This window comes from Rhodococcus sp. NPDC127527 (assembly GCF_042672245.1).
Taxonomy (GTDB): domain Bacteria; phylum Actinomycetota; class Actinomycetes; order Mycobacteriales; family Mycobacteriaceae; genus Rhodococcus_G.
The window spans coordinates 103,106-117,464 of sequence record NZ_JBHXVP010000012.1; the positions used below are offsets into that span (position 1 = coordinate 103,106).

General features: G+C 70.0%; 16 protein-coding genes. 5 read left to right on the forward strand and 11 right to left on the reverse strand.

Going from position 1 to position 14,359, the window contains the following annotated elements; all coding sequences use genetic code 11:
- Positions 1 to 12 precede the first annotated feature (12 nt).
- The 4 genes from ACFVH2_RS19335 to ACFVH2_RS19350 are packed head-to-tail and all read right to left on the reverse strand — an operon-like array spanning position 13 to position 2,084.
- Positions 13 to 651, reverse strand: coding sequence for a Type 1 glutamine amidotransferase-like domain-containing protein (locus ACFVH2_RS19335; RefSeq protein ID WP_378427195.1), 639 nt, complete (start codon positions 649 to 651; stop codon positions 13 to 15).
- A complete protein-coding gene (locus ACFVH2_RS19340; protein ID WP_378427193.1) occupies positions 651 to 1,487 on the reverse strand; it encodes a maleylpyruvate isomerase family mycothiol-dependent enzyme in 837 nt (278 codons plus the stop codon). Before ACFVH2_RS19340 ends, ACFVH2_RS19335 begins: the two co-directional genes overlap by 1 nt.
- A 10-nt stretch (positions 1,488 to 1,497) precedes the next feature.
- Positions 1,498 to 1,710, reverse strand: a complete 213-nt coding sequence (locus ACFVH2_RS19345; RefSeq protein ID WP_378427191.1) for a hypothetical protein — start codon at positions 1,708 to 1,710, stop codon at positions 1,498 to 1,500.
- Positions 1,707 to 2,084 (reverse strand): DUF488 domain-containing protein, encoded by a 378-nt coding sequence (locus ACFVH2_RS19350; protein WP_378427189.1) that lies wholly within the window; start codon positions 2,082 to 2,084, stop codon positions 1,707 to 1,709. Before ACFVH2_RS19350 ends, ACFVH2_RS19345 begins: the two co-directional genes overlap by 4 nt.
- Before the next feature lie 250 nt (positions 2,085 to 2,334).
- Between ACFVH2_RS19350 and ACFVH2_RS19355 the strand changes: the two genes are divergently transcribed.
- From ACFVH2_RS19355 to ACFVH2_RS19365, 3 genes are read left to right on the forward strand one after another with little or no spacing between them, the layout of a single operon-like run.
- On the forward strand, positions 2,335 to 3,450 hold the full coding sequence (locus ACFVH2_RS19355) for a Re/Si-specific NAD(P)(+) transhydrogenase subunit alpha (RefSeq protein ID WP_378427187.1): 1,116 nt from the start codon (positions 2,335 to 2,337) through the stop codon (positions 3,448 to 3,450).
- A complete protein-coding gene (locus tag ACFVH2_RS19360; RefSeq protein WP_378427185.1) occupies positions 3,450 to 3,782 on the forward strand; it encodes an NAD(P) transhydrogenase subunit alpha in 333 nt (110 codons plus the stop codon). The genes ACFVH2_RS19355 and ACFVH2_RS19360 overlap by 1 nt, the downstream gene beginning before the upstream one ends.
- Positions 3,782 to 5,212: an NAD(P)(+) transhydrogenase (Re/Si-specific) subunit beta gene (locus ACFVH2_RS19365; protein ID WP_378427183.1), complete on the forward strand. Its 1,431-nt coding sequence runs from the start codon at positions 3,782 to 3,784 to the stop codon at positions 5,210 to 5,212. The genes ACFVH2_RS19360 and ACFVH2_RS19365 overlap by 1 nt, the downstream gene beginning before the upstream one ends.
- A gap of 254 nt (positions 5,213 to 5,466) precedes the next feature.
- Here the strand turns inward: ACFVH2_RS19365 and ACFVH2_RS19370 are convergent, their stop codons facing one another.
- From ACFVH2_RS19370 to ACFVH2_RS19390, 5 genes are all read right to left on the reverse strand, one after another.
- Positions 5,467 to 6,657: an MFS transporter gene (locus ACFVH2_RS19370; RefSeq protein ID WP_378427181.1), complete on the reverse strand. Its 1,191-nt coding sequence runs from the start codon at positions 6,655 to 6,657 to the stop codon at positions 5,467 to 5,469.
- Positions 6,658 to 6,740: 83 nt separating this feature from the next.
- Entirely contained in the window at positions 6,741 to 7,943 is a 1,203-nt protein-coding gene (locus ACFVH2_RS19375; RefSeq protein WP_378427179.1) for a dihydrolipoamide acetyltransferase family protein, read from the reverse strand.
- Positions 7,944 to 7,955: 12 nt separating this feature from the next.
- Complete coding sequence (locus tag ACFVH2_RS19380) at positions 7,956 to 8,933, reverse strand: alpha-ketoacid dehydrogenase subunit beta (protein ID WP_378427177.1); 978 nt, start codon at positions 8,931 to 8,933, stop codon at positions 7,956 to 7,958.
- On the reverse strand, positions 8,930 to 10,018 hold the full coding sequence (gene pdhA, locus ACFVH2_RS19385; RefSeq protein WP_378427175.1) for a pyruvate dehydrogenase (acetyl-transferring) E1 component subunit alpha: 1,089 nt from the start codon (positions 10,016 to 10,018) through the stop codon (positions 8,930 to 8,932). The genes ACFVH2_RS19380 and pdhA overlap by 4 nt, the downstream gene beginning before the upstream one ends.
- A gap of 135 nt (positions 10,019 to 10,153) precedes the next feature.
- The gene (locus ACFVH2_RS19390; RefSeq protein ID WP_378427174.1) at positions 10,154 to 11,554 is read right to left on the reverse strand and encodes a cytochrome P450; all 1,401 of its coding nucleotides are present in this window, start codon (positions 11,552 to 11,554) and stop codon (positions 10,154 to 10,156) included.
- A gap of 152 nt (positions 11,555 to 11,706) precedes the next feature.
- On the opposite strand from ACFVH2_RS19390, the gene ACFVH2_RS19395 reads away from it, so the two are divergent.
- A complete protein-coding gene (locus ACFVH2_RS19395) occupies positions 11,707 to 12,114 on the forward strand; it encodes a hypothetical protein (protein WP_378427172.1) in 408 nt (135 codons plus the stop codon).
- Positions 12,115 to 12,504: 390 nt separating this feature from the next.
- Positions 12,505 to 13,536, forward strand: coding sequence for a phosphotransferase family protein (locus tag ACFVH2_RS19400; protein ID WP_378427170.1), 1,032 nt, complete (start codon positions 12,505 to 12,507; stop codon positions 13,534 to 13,536).
- Between the two features lie 16 nt (positions 13,537 to 13,552).
- Here ACFVH2_RS19400 and ACFVH2_RS19405 read toward each other — a convergent pair whose 3' ends face one another.
- Together ACFVH2_RS19405 and ACFVH2_RS19410 are read right to left on the reverse strand one after the other, a co-directional pair.
- Complete coding sequence (locus ACFVH2_RS19405) at positions 13,553 to 14,002, reverse strand: acyl-CoA thioesterase (RefSeq protein WP_378427168.1); 450 nt, start codon at positions 14,000 to 14,002, stop codon at positions 13,553 to 13,555.
- 22 nt (positions 14,003 to 14,024) lie between these two features.
- Positions 14,025 to 14,282 (reverse strand): GlsB/YeaQ/YmgE family stress response membrane protein, encoded by a 258-nt coding sequence (locus tag ACFVH2_RS19410; protein ID WP_378427166.1) that lies wholly within the window; start codon positions 14,280 to 14,282, stop codon positions 14,025 to 14,027.
- Positions 14,283 to 14,359 lie beyond the last annotated feature (77 nt).

Here is a 14,359-nt window from a genome sequence, read left to right on the forward strand (position 1 = left end):
GAGACTCCGCAACTACACGAACGGGCCGCGACCGACGACGATCACCTCGTCGTCGGTCAACGTTCGCAACGAGGTCCCCGACCGCCGATAGTTGTCCGCGACCTCCTCGATCAGCGCCGACTCCGCCGGCTCGTACCCCGGTGACCGGTAGTGCGGGACGATCGCGTGGTCGACGAGTCCGAGCCCGTCCCACACCACCGGAATCCCGCACGTCGGCTCGACCTCGGCCGGATCGTCGAGCAGTTCGAGACCCCGCAGGCTCGGCGACATCACGCACGCGCCCGCGCTGTATCCCGCGTAGACCAGGGCGTCGGCGCGCAGCAGATCGGTGAGCACGACGTCCGCGCCGCTGCGCGCGAACTGGGCCCGCAGCACGAACGTGTTGCCGCCGCGCACCCACACCAACTTCACCCGCGACAGCGCGGCGCGCAGCGCGTCCGGTCGGCCGACGTACTCGCGCAGGTCGAGTTCCTCCGGCTCGAACCCGAGCCGGCGCAGCGGCACCAGGTCCGAGACCACCGCCGAGTCGCGAGCGCTGCCCCACGCGTCGGCCGCATTCGCGATCACCGCGGCCCGGCCCGGCTCGCCGACCAGCTCGAGCAGGCGGCCGGGATCGGCGCCGAAGCGGTAGGAGGACAGGAACAGTCGCATCAGATGGTGAACGGGAGGTTGGTCGCCACCCGCCGACCGAGCTCCTCGTCGCCGCTGAAGTCGATCTCGCCGAGATGATCGGCCGGATTCACGCGACCACCGCACAGCCGGGTGAACAGGCGCGAATCCATGCCCAATGTCGCGGTCGCCGGCCCGTCCAGCGACGGCACGACGGTCGCGCGACCGTCGACCGACACGTGGATCCGGCGGGCGAGCGGGCCGGAGAGGTCGAAGGTCACCGACGACCCCTGCGGCGCGCGACCCTTCTTCCCGACCGCGAACCCGAGTCCCGCGACGAGCTCGGCGAGCGCGTACTCGCCGCGCGGTCCGCCCTCGTCGCCGGGCAGGCCGACCGCGTCGCGGATGTCGTGTTCGTGGAACCAGCAGTCGAACAGCCGGGTACGCATGAAGCGGCCGTAGCTGTCGGGCCCGACCGGCGTCATCGCAGGCGCGTCGAAGTCGTCCTGCGTCATGGCGTCGAGCGCCTCGGCCCGCGCCATGGTGATCTCGCGGAACGCGGCGAGCATCTCGGTCGGGGTGCGGTCGCGCAGGCCGATCACCCAGCGCTCGTTGTACGACCCGATCGGGTTCTGCACGTGCGCGGCGGCGGGCACGGCGTCCTCGGCGACCGGCGGTTCGACGCCGCTGAGCAGCGATTCGGTGCCGATCAGGTGGGACACGACGTCGTGCACCGACCAGCCGGGTAGCGGCGACGGCCGGGACCACTGCTCCGGCGACAGACCGTCGAGCACGAATCCGATCTTGTCCCATTCCTCGATCAGCGCCGCGGTCAGCGGTGCCTTGTCGACCAGCGTCGGCTCTCTCGCGTCGCTCATCGGGCCAACTCTAGGGCCGGAGGGTCCGAGCGTCCGGGGTATCGGTATCGGTGTGGGCGTGTTCGGGTGCCGCGGGCAGCGCGCATCGCGGGCAGCCGTGGTCGGGGCCGTCCGGGAGGAAGGCGCCGCAGTCCGGGCACACCCGGTCCAGCCAGCACGCCGCATCGCCGCCGAGGTCGTGCTCGTGGTCTGGTCGCTCCGCAGGCTCCGCTCCTGCCTTCACGCGATCTCCTGGAGGAACTCGGCGAGCACGTCGGCGTTGCTGTGCTCGACGTCGCGGGTCGCGGTCAGCAGCACGATGGCCCGGCCGTGGGCGAGGGCCAGCACCCGCGCGAGCGCCTCGCGGCCCGCGTCGGACTCGAGTTCCGCGCGGTAGCGGGCCCGGAACTCCCGGAACTGGGAGACGTCGTGGCTGTACCAGTGCCGCAGTTCGGTCGACGGAGCCAGGTCCTTCGCCCAGTCGTCGTAGTGGAAGTCGTCCTTGCGGACCCCGCGCGGCCACAGTCGGTCGACGAAGATCCGGGCGGTCCCGGGCTCGGACTCGGGATGGTCGTAGACGCGTTCGACCGTGATCGTCGGGGTGGTCTGGCTACTCATCAGCACCTCCGCTCCGTCGCTGTTCTCAGGCTACGTGATGTGACGCAGGTCATGTTTCGTTGCCGGATTCGCCCGATAGGTCCCTGTTCGGATTCGATTCAGAGAGCGTTCAGTGGGATTGTGCTTCCCTTCGGAGCCGTAGGTCTGGCTAGCATTGGCTACCTCGTGCGTGCTGGGTCATCTTCCGCTTGTCGCACGCGGGCTGCCATCCGTCGCGGCCCGGTCACCGTCTACCTCAGGAAGTAAACAGTTGGACACAACGCAGAGTTCGCCACAGGCGCGCCCGACCGTCGGCGTCGTTCGGGAAACGAACGACGGCGAGCGGCGGGTCGCGCTCGTCCCGAAAACCGTCGCCACCCTCGTCGGCAAGGGCGTCGACGTCGTCGTCGAGTCCGGTGCGGGGCTCGGGGCGCTGATCCCCGACGACCTGTACAAGGAGGCGGGCGCGACCATCGGTGACGCCTGGTCTGCGGACGTCGTCCTCAAGGTCGCGGCCCCGAACGCCGAGGAGACCGCCCGGCTGCGCTCCGGCCAGAAGCTGATCGGGTTCCTCGCTCCGCGCACCAACGAGTCCGGCATCGCCGCGCTCGCGGACGCCGGTGTGGAGGCGTACGCCGTAGAGGCGATCCCGCGGATCTCCCGCGCCCAGGTGATGGACGCGTTGTCGTCGCAGGCCAACGTCGCCGGCTACAAGTCCGTCGTGCTGGCCGCGTCGGAGTCCACCCGGTACTTCCCGATGCTCACCACCGCCGCGGGCACCGTGAAGCCGGCCACCGTGCTGGTCCTCGGTGTCGGTGTCGCCGGCCTGCAGGCCCTGGCCACGGCCAAGCGGCTCGGTGGCCGGACCACCGGCTACGACGTGCGTCCCGAGGTCGCCGACCAGGTCCGCTCGGTCGGTGCCCAGTGGCTCGACCTCGGCATCGACGCCGCCGGTGAGGGCGGCTACGCCCGCGAACTCACCGACGACGAGCGGGCGCAGCAGCAGCAGGCGCTCGAGGACGCGATCAAGGGCTTCGACGTGGTCATCACGACCGCGCTGGTTCCGGGCCGTCCGGCGCCGCGCCTGGTCACCGCCGCCGCCGTGCAGGGCATGAAGCCCGGCAGTGTGGTCGTGGACCTCGCCGGCGAGACCGGTGGCAACTGCGAGCTGACCGAGCCCGGCCGGAACGTCGTCAAGCACGGCGTGACGATCTGCTCCCCGCTGAACCTGCCCGCGACGATGCCGGAGCACGCCTCCGAGCTGTACTCGAAGAACCTGCAGGCCGTCATCGAGCTGATGATCGACGACAACGGAGCGCTCGCGCCCGATTTCGACGACGAGATCCTCGCTGCCGCCTGCGTGACCCGTGCGGAGGCGAACGCCTGATGTACAACGAACTGCTGGCGAACATCGCGATCCTGGTCCTGGCCGGGTTCGTCGGCTTCGCCGTCATCTCCAAGGTCCCCAACACGCTGCACACGCCGCTGATGTCGGGCACCAACGCCATCCACGGCATCGTCGTGCTCGGTGCGCTCGTCGTCCTCGGGCACCTGCCGGGCGACGCGCCGTGGAGCATCAAGATCATCCTGTTCGTCGCGCTGGTGTTCGGCACCCTGAACGTCGTCGGCGGCTTCGTCGTCACCGACCGCATGCTCGCGATGTTCAAGCCCAAGAAGGACGCCCAGAAGGTCGTCGAGAAGAAGGGGGCTGACGCCTGATGGGCTACCTCGTCACGATCCTGTACATCGTCGCGTTCTCGATGTTCATCTACGGTCTGTCCGGCCTGACCGGCCCGAAGACCGCGGTGCGCGGCAACTACATCGCCGCGATGGGCATGCTCGTCGCCGTGATCGCGGTGCTCATCGACATCCGCGACACCGACAACTGGGGCCTGATCGTCGGCGGCCTGCTCGTCGGCGTCGTGCTCGGTGTGCCGCCGGCGCTGAAGACGAAGATGACGGCGATGCCGCAGCTGGTCGCGCTGTTCAACGGCGTCGGCGGTGGCACCGTCGCGCTCATCGCGTGGGCCGAGTTCCTCAACTCCGACGGCTTCACCACGGTTGAGGCGGTGCCCTCGGTGCCGTTCATCGTCGGCTCGCTGTTCGCGGCGATCATCGGTTCCGTCTCGTTCTGGGGTTCGCTGGTGGCGTTCTCCAAGCTGCAGGAACTGCTGAACAAGAACTTCGAGAAGAAGGTCGTCGCCTCCGCGAAGCTGTTCCAGCTCGCGAACATCATTCTCGCGATCGCCGCCATCGGCATCGCCGTCTACATCGGTATCAAGGCGGACCCGGTCAACGAGCCGACCTCGGCGATCTGGATCGTCGCGCTGCTCGTCGTCGCCGGTCTGATGGGCCTGTTCGTGGTGCTGCCGATCGGCGGCGCCGACATGCCCGTCGTCATCTCGCTGCTCAACGCGCTCACCGGCCTGTCTGCCGCGGCCGCCGGTCTGGCGCTCAACAACCAGGCGATGATCGTGGCCGGCATGATCGTCGGCGCGTCCGGCACCATCCTGACCAACCTGATGGCCAAGGCGATGAACCGGTCCATCCCGGCGATCGTGTTCGGCTCGTTCGGCGGCGGCGACGCCGGTGGCGCGGCCAGCACCGCCGCGGGCGGCACCGTCAAGGCCACTTCCGCCTCCGATGCGGCGATTCAGATGGCGTACGCCAACCAGGTGATCGTCGTGCCGGGCTACGGTCTGGCCGTCGCGCAGGCGCAGCACGCGGTCAAGGAGATGGCGAGCATGCTCGAGGAGCGTGGTGTCGAGGTCAAGTACGCGATCCACCCGGTCGCCGGCCGCATGCCCGGGCACATGAACGTGCTGCTCGCCGAGGCCGACGTCGAATACGACGCGATGAAGGAGATGGACGACATCAACGGCGAGTTCTCTCGCACCGATGTCACCATCGTCATCGGCGCCAACGACGTCACCAACCCGGCCGCGCGTCAGGATTCGTCCAGCCCGATCTACGGCATGCCGATCCTCAACGTCGACCAGTCGAAGTCCGTCATCGTGCTCAAGCGGTCCATGTCCTCCGGCTACGCCGGCATCGACAACCCGCTGTTCACCGCCGACCAGACCTCGATGCTGTTCGGCGACGCCAAGAAGATGGTCTCCGAGGTCACCGAGGAACTCAAGGCCCTCTAGCGTCAGCGGACGAAGGCGCCCTTCCCGGATTCGAACGGGGAAGGGCGCCTTCGTCGTCTCGTGCCTCGCTAGGTGATGACGCTGCCGGTCGGGATCAACGCGGTGGTGATCAGTGCGATCAACCTGGCGACGGGATCGATTTCGTAGATACTGCCCACGCTGCGGCTCCTCTGTGTGATGAATGCTCTTGTGCGCGGCACGAAGCTACCCCGGTGCGGAGCCCGGGAGATCGAATTGCCTGAGATCGCCGGTGCTCAGTCGAGTTCACCGGATTCGGCGGGGCGCACCACGCCGGCACAGCGTGACGCCACCAGCACCAAGGCCAACGGCACCACCAGTGTCGCGGTGAGCGGCATCAGGCTCGTCAACCAGCCGAGCAGGGCCGGACCGGCGAGCAGTCCGACGTAGCCCATCCCGACCACCCGCGACATGTTGACCCCGGGCGCACCGACCGCGAGGTTGCCGGCGGCGGTGAAGATCTGCGGGATGCAACCCGACAGCCCGAGCCCGAACACCGCCCACCCGACCAGCGTCAACCCCACCCAGCTCGACCCGATCACCGTCGCCAGTCCGGCCGCCGCGATCAGGGTGCCGTAGCGCACCACCGCGACCGGACCGAAGGCCGCACTGATCGGGTCCGCGGCGAACCGCCCGACCGTCATCATCACCGCGAAGGCGCCGAACGCGAGCGCCGCGGTCGCGTCCGAGGTGCCCAGATGCTCCTTGACCTGCAGCGTGCTCCAGTCGTTCGCCGCGCCCTCGGCGAGGAACAGGGCGAACGCGATCGCGCCGAGCGTGAGCACCGTGCGGACACCGGCGCGGCCCCCGCGACCGGACGACTCGGACCTCGCGTCGTGCTCGTGCGCCCGGTGCGGCAGCAGTGCCGGGCCGCACCCCGCGACCGTCACGAAGCCGATCGCCGATGCTCCCGCCAGCGCGGTCAGCGGCGACCACCCGGCGGCCAGCGTCGCGGCGCCGAGCAGCGACCCGACCACCCCGCCGACGGAGAACAGGGCGTGGAACGCCGACATGATCGGCCGTCCGTACGCCCGCTCGGCGTGCACCGCCTGCGAGTTCATCGACACGTCGAGGGCGCCGTTGCCGAGGCCGAACACGGCCAGGGCCGCCGCGAGACCGACGGCATCGGTCGCGAGGGCCGGCCCGATCACCCCCGCCGAGATGAGCGCACCCGCGGCCAGCACCATCCGGCGGCTGCCCCAGCGGTCGGCGAGCGGTCCCGCGATCTGCATGCCGACGAGGGCGGCGGCGGCCAGGACCAGGAGCAGCCAGCCGAGGGTGGCGTGGCTGATGCCGGTGCGGTCGGAGATCGACGGGATGTGCACGACCCAGGCCGCCAGCAGGAACCCGTTGACCGCGAAGATGCCGAAGACGGCGGCGCGTGCTCGGCGGAGACGGACGGGTTCGACAACAGTGGAAACGGACACCCGTCCTTCCTATCGGCTTCGCCGACTGTGCGCGAATTCCACCCCGACCGGGATACCGATCGCGCACGGGCGGCGGAGCCGCGTCAGGCCCGGGCGAGGAGAGTGAGCGGGTCGGTGAGTATCGCCGCGACGTCGGCGAGGAATCGCGAGGCCTGCTCGCCGTCGACCAGCCGGTGGTCGAAGGACAGGCCGAGGGTGGTCACCCAGCGGGCCACGACCTCGTCGTCGACGATCCAGGGCCGGCGAGCGACCGCGCCGAGGCAGACGATCGCCGCCTCCCCGGGCGTGAGGATCGGTGTCCCGGCATCCACCCCGAACATCCCGACGTTGGTGATCGTGACGGTGCCGCCGGACAGGTCGGACGGGGTGGCCCGGCCCGACCGCGCGACCTCGGTGACCTCGTCGATGGCCCGGGTCAGTTCGACCAGGCTCATCAGGTGCGCGTCCCGGACGGTCGGGACGAGCAGGCCGCGGTCGCTGGCGGTGGCGATGCCGAGGTTCACGTAGTGCTTGACGACGATCTCCTGCCGGTCCTCGTCCCAGCTCGAGTTCAGGTCGGGGTGCGCGCGCAACGCGACCAGCACCACCTTCGCGACCAGCGGCAGCGGCGACCGCCCGAGCGCGGCGAACTCGGGGCCGGCGTGCAGCCGGGCCAGCAGGTCCATCGAGGCGGTCACGTCGGCGGTGACGAACTCGGTGACGTGCGGTGCGGTGAACGCGCTGCGGGTGACCGCGGCGGCGGTCTGCTTGCGGACGCCGCGAATGGGCGTTCGGGTCTCGCGGTCCGACGGCGCGACGCTCGCGCGCACGTCGTCGACGGTGACCGCGCCTGCCGCCCCGGTGCCCGGCACCACGTCGAGGTCGACGCCCAGTTCGCGGGCCAGCTTGCGGGCGGCCGGCTTCGCGTCGGGCCGACGGGCGGCGCGCCTGCTCTCCGGCGCGGCCGACGGGCCGTACCCGACCAGCACCGAACCGTGCTCGGGCGCACCGGCGTCCGGTGTCGCCGGGGCGCCGGACTCCGGGGCGGCGGCGGACCCCGGTCCGCCGATCCGGATGAGCGGCGCCCCCACCGCGACCGCCTCGCCGGGCTCGGCGAGCAGCGCCAGGACGGTGCCGGCGTACGGCGACGGCAGCTCGACGACCGCCTTCGCAGTCTCGACCTCGGCGATCACCTGATTCAGCGCGACCGCCTCACCCACCGCTACCGACCAGGAGACGAGTTCCGCCTCGGTCAGGCCCTCACCGAGGTCGGGCAGCCGGAACTCGTGCACCTCGTCGTCGGTCACGTCCGGCCTCCTTCAGGCGGCGAGTGTCTTGTCGACCGCGTCGAGGATGCGGTCCGGGTCGGGCAGGAAGTACTTCTCCAGCTTGGCGGCGGGGTAGGGGGTGGCGAAACCGCCGACCCGCAGGACCGGCGCCTCGAGTTGGTAGAAGCAGCGCTCGGTGATGCGAGCGGCGATCTCGGCGCCCAGTCCGAGGAACACCGGCGCCTCGTGCGCGACGACCAGCCGTCCGGTCTTTCGCACGGATTCCTCGATGGTGTCGAAGTCGACGGGGGAGAGCGAGCGCAGGTCGATCACCTCGACCGAATGCCCCTCCCGTTCGGCCACCGTGGCGGCGGTCAGCGCGGTGGCGACCATCGGGCCGTAGGCCACCACCGTGGCGTCGGTGCCCGTCGTCACCACCCGGGCCCGGTGCAGGTCGAGGTCGGGTGGCGCGTCGAGGTCCACCTCGCCGCGATCCCAGTACCGGCGCTTCGGCTCGAAGAACAGCACCGGGTCGTCCGCGGCGATGGCCTGCTGGATCATGTGGAACGCGTCGGTGGGGGAGGACGGGCTGACCACCCGCAGCCCCGCGGTGTGCGCGAAGTAGGCCTCCGGGGACTCCGAATGATGTTCGACCGCACCGATTCCGCCGCCGAACGGCACCCGGATGGTCATCGGCACGTGGACCCGCCCCTGGGTGCGGTAGTGCATCTTCGCGACCTGGGAGACGATCTGGTCGAACGCCGGGTAGACGAATCCGTCGAACTGGATCTCGCACACCGGCCGGTAGCCGCGCAGCGCGAGCCCGAACGCGGTGCCGACGATGCCGGACTCGGCGAGCGGGGTGTCGACGACGCGGGCGCCCCCGAAGTCCTTCTGCAGGGTGTCGGTGACGCGGAAGACACCGCCGAGCGCGCCGATGTCCTCGCCCATCAGCACCACCTTCGGATCGTGTTCGAGGGCCCGCCGCAGTCCCGCGTTGAGCGCGCCGCCGAGTGTCAGGGTGGTCATGGCCGCGCCTCCTCGAAGGTTCGCAGATACCGCGCGAAGTCCGCACGCTCCTCGTCGAGCAGCGGATGCTCGCGGGTGTACACGTGCTCGAACAGGCTGAGTGGCTCCGGGTCGGGGATGGCGAGGGTGCCGGCCCGGAACGCCGCCGCCGCGTCCTCGGCCTTGTCGTTCACCTGCGACTCGAACGCGGCGTCGAAGTGGTCCTCGCGCTCGAGCAGTCGCCGCAGGCGGTCGATGGGGTCGCGGGTCCGCCACAGCTCGAGCTCGGCGCCGGTCCGGTAGCGGGTCGGGTCGTCGGAGGTGGTGTGCGGACCCATCCGATAGGTGATCGCCTCGACGAAGCTGGGACCGCTGCCCTCGCGGGCGCGGCGGGCGGCGGTACGGGTCACCGCGAGCACGGCGAGGGCGTCGTTGCCGTCCACCTGGACACCCGGGATGCCGTATCCGGTGGCACGTCCGGCCAGCGGATACGGGCTCTGCAGCTGCACCGGTTCGCTGATCGCCCAGTGGTTGTTCTGGCAGAAGAACACCACGCCCGCGTTGTAGGTCGCCGCGAAGCCGAGCGCCTCCGACAGGTCGCCCTCGCTGGTGGCGCCGTCCCCGAAGAAGGCGAAGGTCGCGATCTCGGCGCCGTCCATGTGCGCCCCGATCGCGTAGCCGGTGGCGTGCAGTCCCTGGGAGCCCACGATGATCGCCGGATTGGTCAGCCCCACCTCGTACGGGTCCCAGCTGGACAACGCCGCACCGCGCCACATCCGCGGCCACTGCGCGAGGTCCACGCCGCGGCAGTAGGCCAGGCCGTGCTCGCGGTAGCTGGTGAAGACGAAGTCGTCGGGCCGCATCGCCCAGGCGGAGCCGATCTGCGCGGCCTCCTGGCCCAGGCTGGGCACCCAGATCCCGATCTGGCCCTGCCGTTGCAGGGCGGTGGCCTCGGCGTCGATGCGCCGGACCACGACCATGTCCTCGTACATCCCCCGCAGTTGCTGCGCCCCGACGTCGGCGACCGCGTCGGCGTGCTCGGACCCGTGCACGCGTCGGCCGTCCGGCTGGACGAGCTGGACCGGGTAGGCAATTTTGTCGGCCACCGCGACCTCCTCGAAACCGCGCCGGGCGCAGGCCTTCGTGGGGCCGCGGGCGGCGCTGGGTGGTGCCTGTGAAGTTCACAGGATCCAACTCCAAGGGTACTGCGTGAGCAGGCCGTTCGGATGTGCCCGCGTCGGTCACCGACGGACCAGCCCGAGCCGCAGGTTCGCCGGCTTGAGGGTGAACTCCTCGGCCACCTCGAGCTGGTAGCCGGGCTCGGGCACGAGGTCGTAGCGGCGCAGGATCAGCGCGAGCGCGAGCACGGTCTCGTGCAGCGCGAGTTGCCGGCCGATGCACGAGCGCAGGCCGGTGCCGAACGGCTTGTAGATCCCGGGCGGACGGGTGCGGGCACGCTCGGGCACGAAACGGTCGGGATCGAACGTCTCCGGATCGGCACCCCACACCGGATCCCGCTGCACCGCCAGGGTGAGCGCGAGGATCGCTTGCCCGCGCCGGACCGGGTACCCGCCGAGGGTGGTGTCCCGCTTCGGCTCCCGGAAGTAGCCCGGCGCGATCGGCCACAGTCGCAGGGTCTCGTCGACGACTCGGCGAAGGTACCTGAGCTTGTGGACGTCGCCGAACGGCGGGTCGGGATCGGTTCCGGCGGGCCAGATTGCGTCGAGTTCGGCACGGGCCCGGGCCGCGACCTCGGGATGGGTGGCGAGCAGGTGCAGCGCGAACGACAGGGTCCCCGAGGTGGTCTCGTGACCGGCGTTGAGGAAGGTGATCACCTGATTGCGCACGTTCTCGTCGCTCAGCCGTCGCCCCGACTCCGGGTCGGCGGTGGTGAGCATGAGCGCGAGCAGATCCTCGTGCCGGTCATCCGGATCGGCCCGGCGGGCGCGGACGACGTCGTCGACCACCTGCCGGATGTAGGCGACGTCCGCTTCGTTCTGCCGGACCTCCCGAAAGTGGACGATGCTGTTCAGCCAGCGCACCGGGATCCGGAAGCCACCGCGTCCGACGAAGGCGAACGCCCGGGTGACCGCGGTGGCGTAGGGGTCGGGTGCGGCCGAGGTGAACGAACCGAAGTGGTAGCCGAATCCGATCCGGGCGATGGTCTCGAGGGTCAGCTTGCTGGTGTCGGCGTGCACGTCGACGGGGCCGAGTGCGGACCGTTCGTCCCAGTACGCGAGCAGTTCGCGGTCGGTCTCGAGCATCGTCGCGTGGTAGTTCTTCATCGCGGCCAGCGTGAAGGCGGGCATCAGGATGTTGTGCGCGGCCGTCCAGTTCGGCTCGGTGGTGTAGGCACTGAAGAGGGCGTCGCCGACTCGTTCCCGGATGGCGGCGATGCTGAAACCCACGTGCTTGTCGAAGCGCTTGTCGTCGCCGAGTTCGGCGTACACGTCGGTGCCGGACGCGACGATCAGATGCTGGTTGAAGATCTTCGTCTCGAAGAGCGGACCGAGGGTGCGGGACTGCGCGGTCAGGTTCTGGGCGGGTCTCGACGGATCTGCCGCTATCAGGTCGCCGAGCACCGGCAGTCGGTGCGGCGGATGCGGCAACGCGTGCACGTCCATGACGCTCGAAGTCGCCATTCCTCATCTTTGCGCACATGGCGACCGATTGCATCCGCCGTCGGATTCGCCGTCCGGACACGCGGTGGAACTCGGCCGTGTTCCGTCGGGCCTGCCCTACCCTGGGTGGGCTTGACCACGTTGTGAGACCTCGTCGACAACAGGGAGTGCAGATGAAGTTTGCCCGAGCGATCCTGACCGCGGCCGCGCTGACGGGGTCCGCGGTCCTGGCCCTCGCGCCCACCGCGACTGCCGCCACCACGTACCGCATCTCCACCATTCCGCCGATCGGAACCGTCTACGCCCACAACCTGGTGACCCTCGGGGTCTCGGTCGGTCCGATCCCCACCGGCGCCGATGCGAGCACGCCCGTGATCCTGACGGTGACCGAACCGGGCGGCGATGCACACACCGTGACCATGCCGCTCACGTTCGGCGTGGCGACCGCGGCGACCCCGGTCCACGAGGCCGGGCGATACCTGGCCACCTTCACCTACGCTCCGCCCGGTGGGGACCGGGCCGAGGCCACATTGCAGTTCGACGCGGTCGAGTCCCCACTGGCGGGCGGCAGTTCCTCGTAGACGCGTCGAGAAGGGCGGTTGGCCAACGGCATCCGGCGACCACTGCCCTCGGACGGATCGCGGGTCGGCCTCGTCGTCGGCGCCGGCGATACTCGCATCTGCACGGTCGCCAGGGCGTCCGGGATCTGGTGCCCCGCACCCGAAGTCTTCTCGCGGTTGCCGGGGCCCACGCGGCGCCTCGCTGCGTTGTCGGAATCCCGGGTAGAACACCGCTACCTGGGATTCCTCCGCCTTCCGATGCATCCACGTGGATTCCCGGCAACCATCAATGGACTTCGAGCACGAGGCACTAGCATCTCCTGAGTGGAGGTCGGGCTCTGCGCCGCGCCTGTGCGGCCGGGACGAACGCTACCGCCGCCGTACAGGCTGCCAACCGGGAGGATGGTCCGCATGAACAACGCAGTGGGTCTGGACGAGCAGGCGGTGTCCGCGTGGATCGCGGACCTGGGGGTCGGCGCGGTGGCCCCGCTGACCTTCAAGCGGATCGGCAACGGGCAGTCCAATCTGACCTTCCTCGTCGCGGACGCGGGCGGCGGGCAGTGGGTGCTGCGGAGGCCGCCGCTCGGGCGCCTGCTGGCGTCGGCGCACGATGTCGCGCGCGAGTACCGCATCCTGTCCGCGCTGCAGGGCACCGGTGTTCCGGTTCCGAAAGCGCTTGCGCTGACAGAGGATCCGGCCGTCACCGACGCGCCGCTGATGCTGATGAGCTTCGTGGACGGGGTGGTGATCGACAGCATCGGAGTGGCCAAGGAACTGACCCCCGAACGGCGTCGCGCCACCGGACTGTCGATGCCGGCGGCGCTGGCGAGCATCCACCGGGTGGATCTGGAGCTGGCCGCGCTCGAGGACCTGGCGAGCCACTCGCCGTTCGCCGAACGGCAGCTCAAGCGATGGTCGGGGCAGTGGGAGAAGTCGAAGACGCGGGATGTGCCCGCGGTGGAGGAACTGGCCGCGCTGCTCGCTCGTTCGGTCCCCGAGCAGCGTGAACTCACCCTCGTGCACGGCGACTTCCACCTGAGCAATGTCATCACCTCCCGTGAGGACGGACGGGTGGTCGCGGTGGTCGACTGGGAGCTGTGCACGCTGGGCGACCCGCTCGCCGACGTCGGCGCGTTGCTCGCGTACTGGTCGCAGGCCGACGACGAGGTGCAGGGGCCGTTCGTCGCCTCGACGCTTGACGGTTTTCCGACGCGGGACGAGCTGGCACGGGCCTACTTCGACGAGACCCACCGCGATCCGGGAGCGGTCGGGTTCTGGCACGCGCTGGCACTGTGGAAGCTCGCGATCATCGCCGAGGGGGTGCTTCGCCGCACGACCGAGGACCCGAGGAACACCGCCGCGGTGGGCGGACCCTCGACCAAGATCATCGACGACATCGTGGCCAGGGCGATGCTCGTCGCGGACGAGGCCGGACTGCGCTAGCGCGGGACTCCGTCGCTCAGGACGGGCGGACCAGCGCGGCGGCCGCGGTCCTGATCTCCTCGGGAATCGGCACCGGCCTGCGGGTTCGCGCGTCCACGTACACGTGCACGAACCGCCCCGTCGCCGCCGGTTCGAGGACGCCGTCGGGGCCCTCGCGGAAGATGGCCGGCGAGTAGACGATGCTGCGGGTGCCGAGGCGTTCCACCGACAGGCCGACCCGAAGTTGATCGGGGAAGCTGAGTTCACGCAGATAGCGGCAGGAGGTCTCGGCCACCACGCCGATCGCGGGCAGGTCGCGAATGTCGACCCCGGACTCGGCGATGAGGAAGGCGTTCACCGCGGTGTCGAAGTACGAGTAGTAGGTGACGTTGTTGACGTGGCCGTAATGGTCGTTGTCCGACCATCGCGTCGGCACCGGCCACAGCACGGGGTAGTCGGCGGCAGCGGGCGTCGATTCTGCGGTCATGGCCAGACCCTAGTTGGGAGGGTCAGGTGCGGACCTTCTTGACCACGAACAGCAGGATCACCGCGCCGAGCAGGCAGGTGAGGAAGCTGAAGATCCAGCCGCCCTCGCTCACGTTCACCCCGAACAGGCGGAGCAGGAAGCCGCCGAGCAGGCCGCCCACCACGCCGACGACGATGTTCATGGGGATTCCCTGTTGTGCGTCCGTGCCCATGATCTTGCTGCCGATCCAGCCGGCCAGGCCGCCGATGACGATCCATCCGATGATGCTCAATCCCAGCATGATTGACCCCTTGTCAGACGACGCGTCGTCGAGGACGCACAGGGAAACGGTAGCGAAGTTCCGCCCGGTCCGCGGCG

Bases quoted from the DNA above. Each gene is read 5' to 3' on its own strand.
- ACFVH2_RS19335 (WP_378427195.1), bottom strand. From the start codon at position 651: ATGCGACTGTTCCTGTCCTCCTACCGCTTCGGCGCCGATCCCGGCCGC.
- ACFVH2_RS19340 (WP_378427193.1), bottom strand. From the start codon at position 1,487: ATGAGCGACGCGAGAGAGCCGACGCTGGTCGACAAGGCACCGCTGACC.
- ACFVH2_RS19350 (WP_378427189.1), bottom strand. From the start codon at position 2,084: ATGAGTAGCCAGACCACCCCGACGATCACGGTCGAACGCGTCTACGAC.
- ACFVH2_RS19360 (WP_378427185.1), top strand. From the start codon at position 3,450: ATGTACAACGAACTGCTGGCGAACATCGCGATCCTGGTCCTGGCCGGG.
- ACFVH2_RS19365 (WP_378427183.1), top strand. From the start codon at position 3,782: ATGGGCTACCTCGTCACGATCCTGTACATCGTCGCGTTCTCGATGTTC.
- ACFVH2_RS19380 (WP_378427177.1), bottom strand. From the start codon at position 8,933: ATGACCACCCTGACACTCGGCGGCGCGCTCAACGCGGGACTGCGGCGG.
- ACFVH2_RS19390 (WP_378427174.1), bottom strand. From the start codon at position 11,554: ATGGCGACTTCGAGCGTCATGGACGTGCACGCGTTGCCGCATCCGCCG.
- ACFVH2_RS19395 (WP_378427172.1), top strand. From the start codon at position 11,707: ATGAAGTTTGCCCGAGCGATCCTGACCGCGGCCGCGCTGACGGGGTCC.
- ACFVH2_RS19400 (WP_378427170.1), top strand. From the start codon at position 12,505: ATGAACAACGCAGTGGGTCTGGACGAGCAGGCGGTGTCCGCGTGGATC.
- ACFVH2_RS19405 (WP_378427168.1), bottom strand. From the start codon at position 14,002: ATGACCGCAGAATCGACGCCCGCTGCCGCCGACTACCCCGTGCTGTGG.
- ACFVH2_RS19410 (WP_378427166.1), bottom strand. From the start codon at position 14,282: ATGCTGGGATTGAGCATCATCGGATGGATCGTCATCGGCGGCCTGGCC.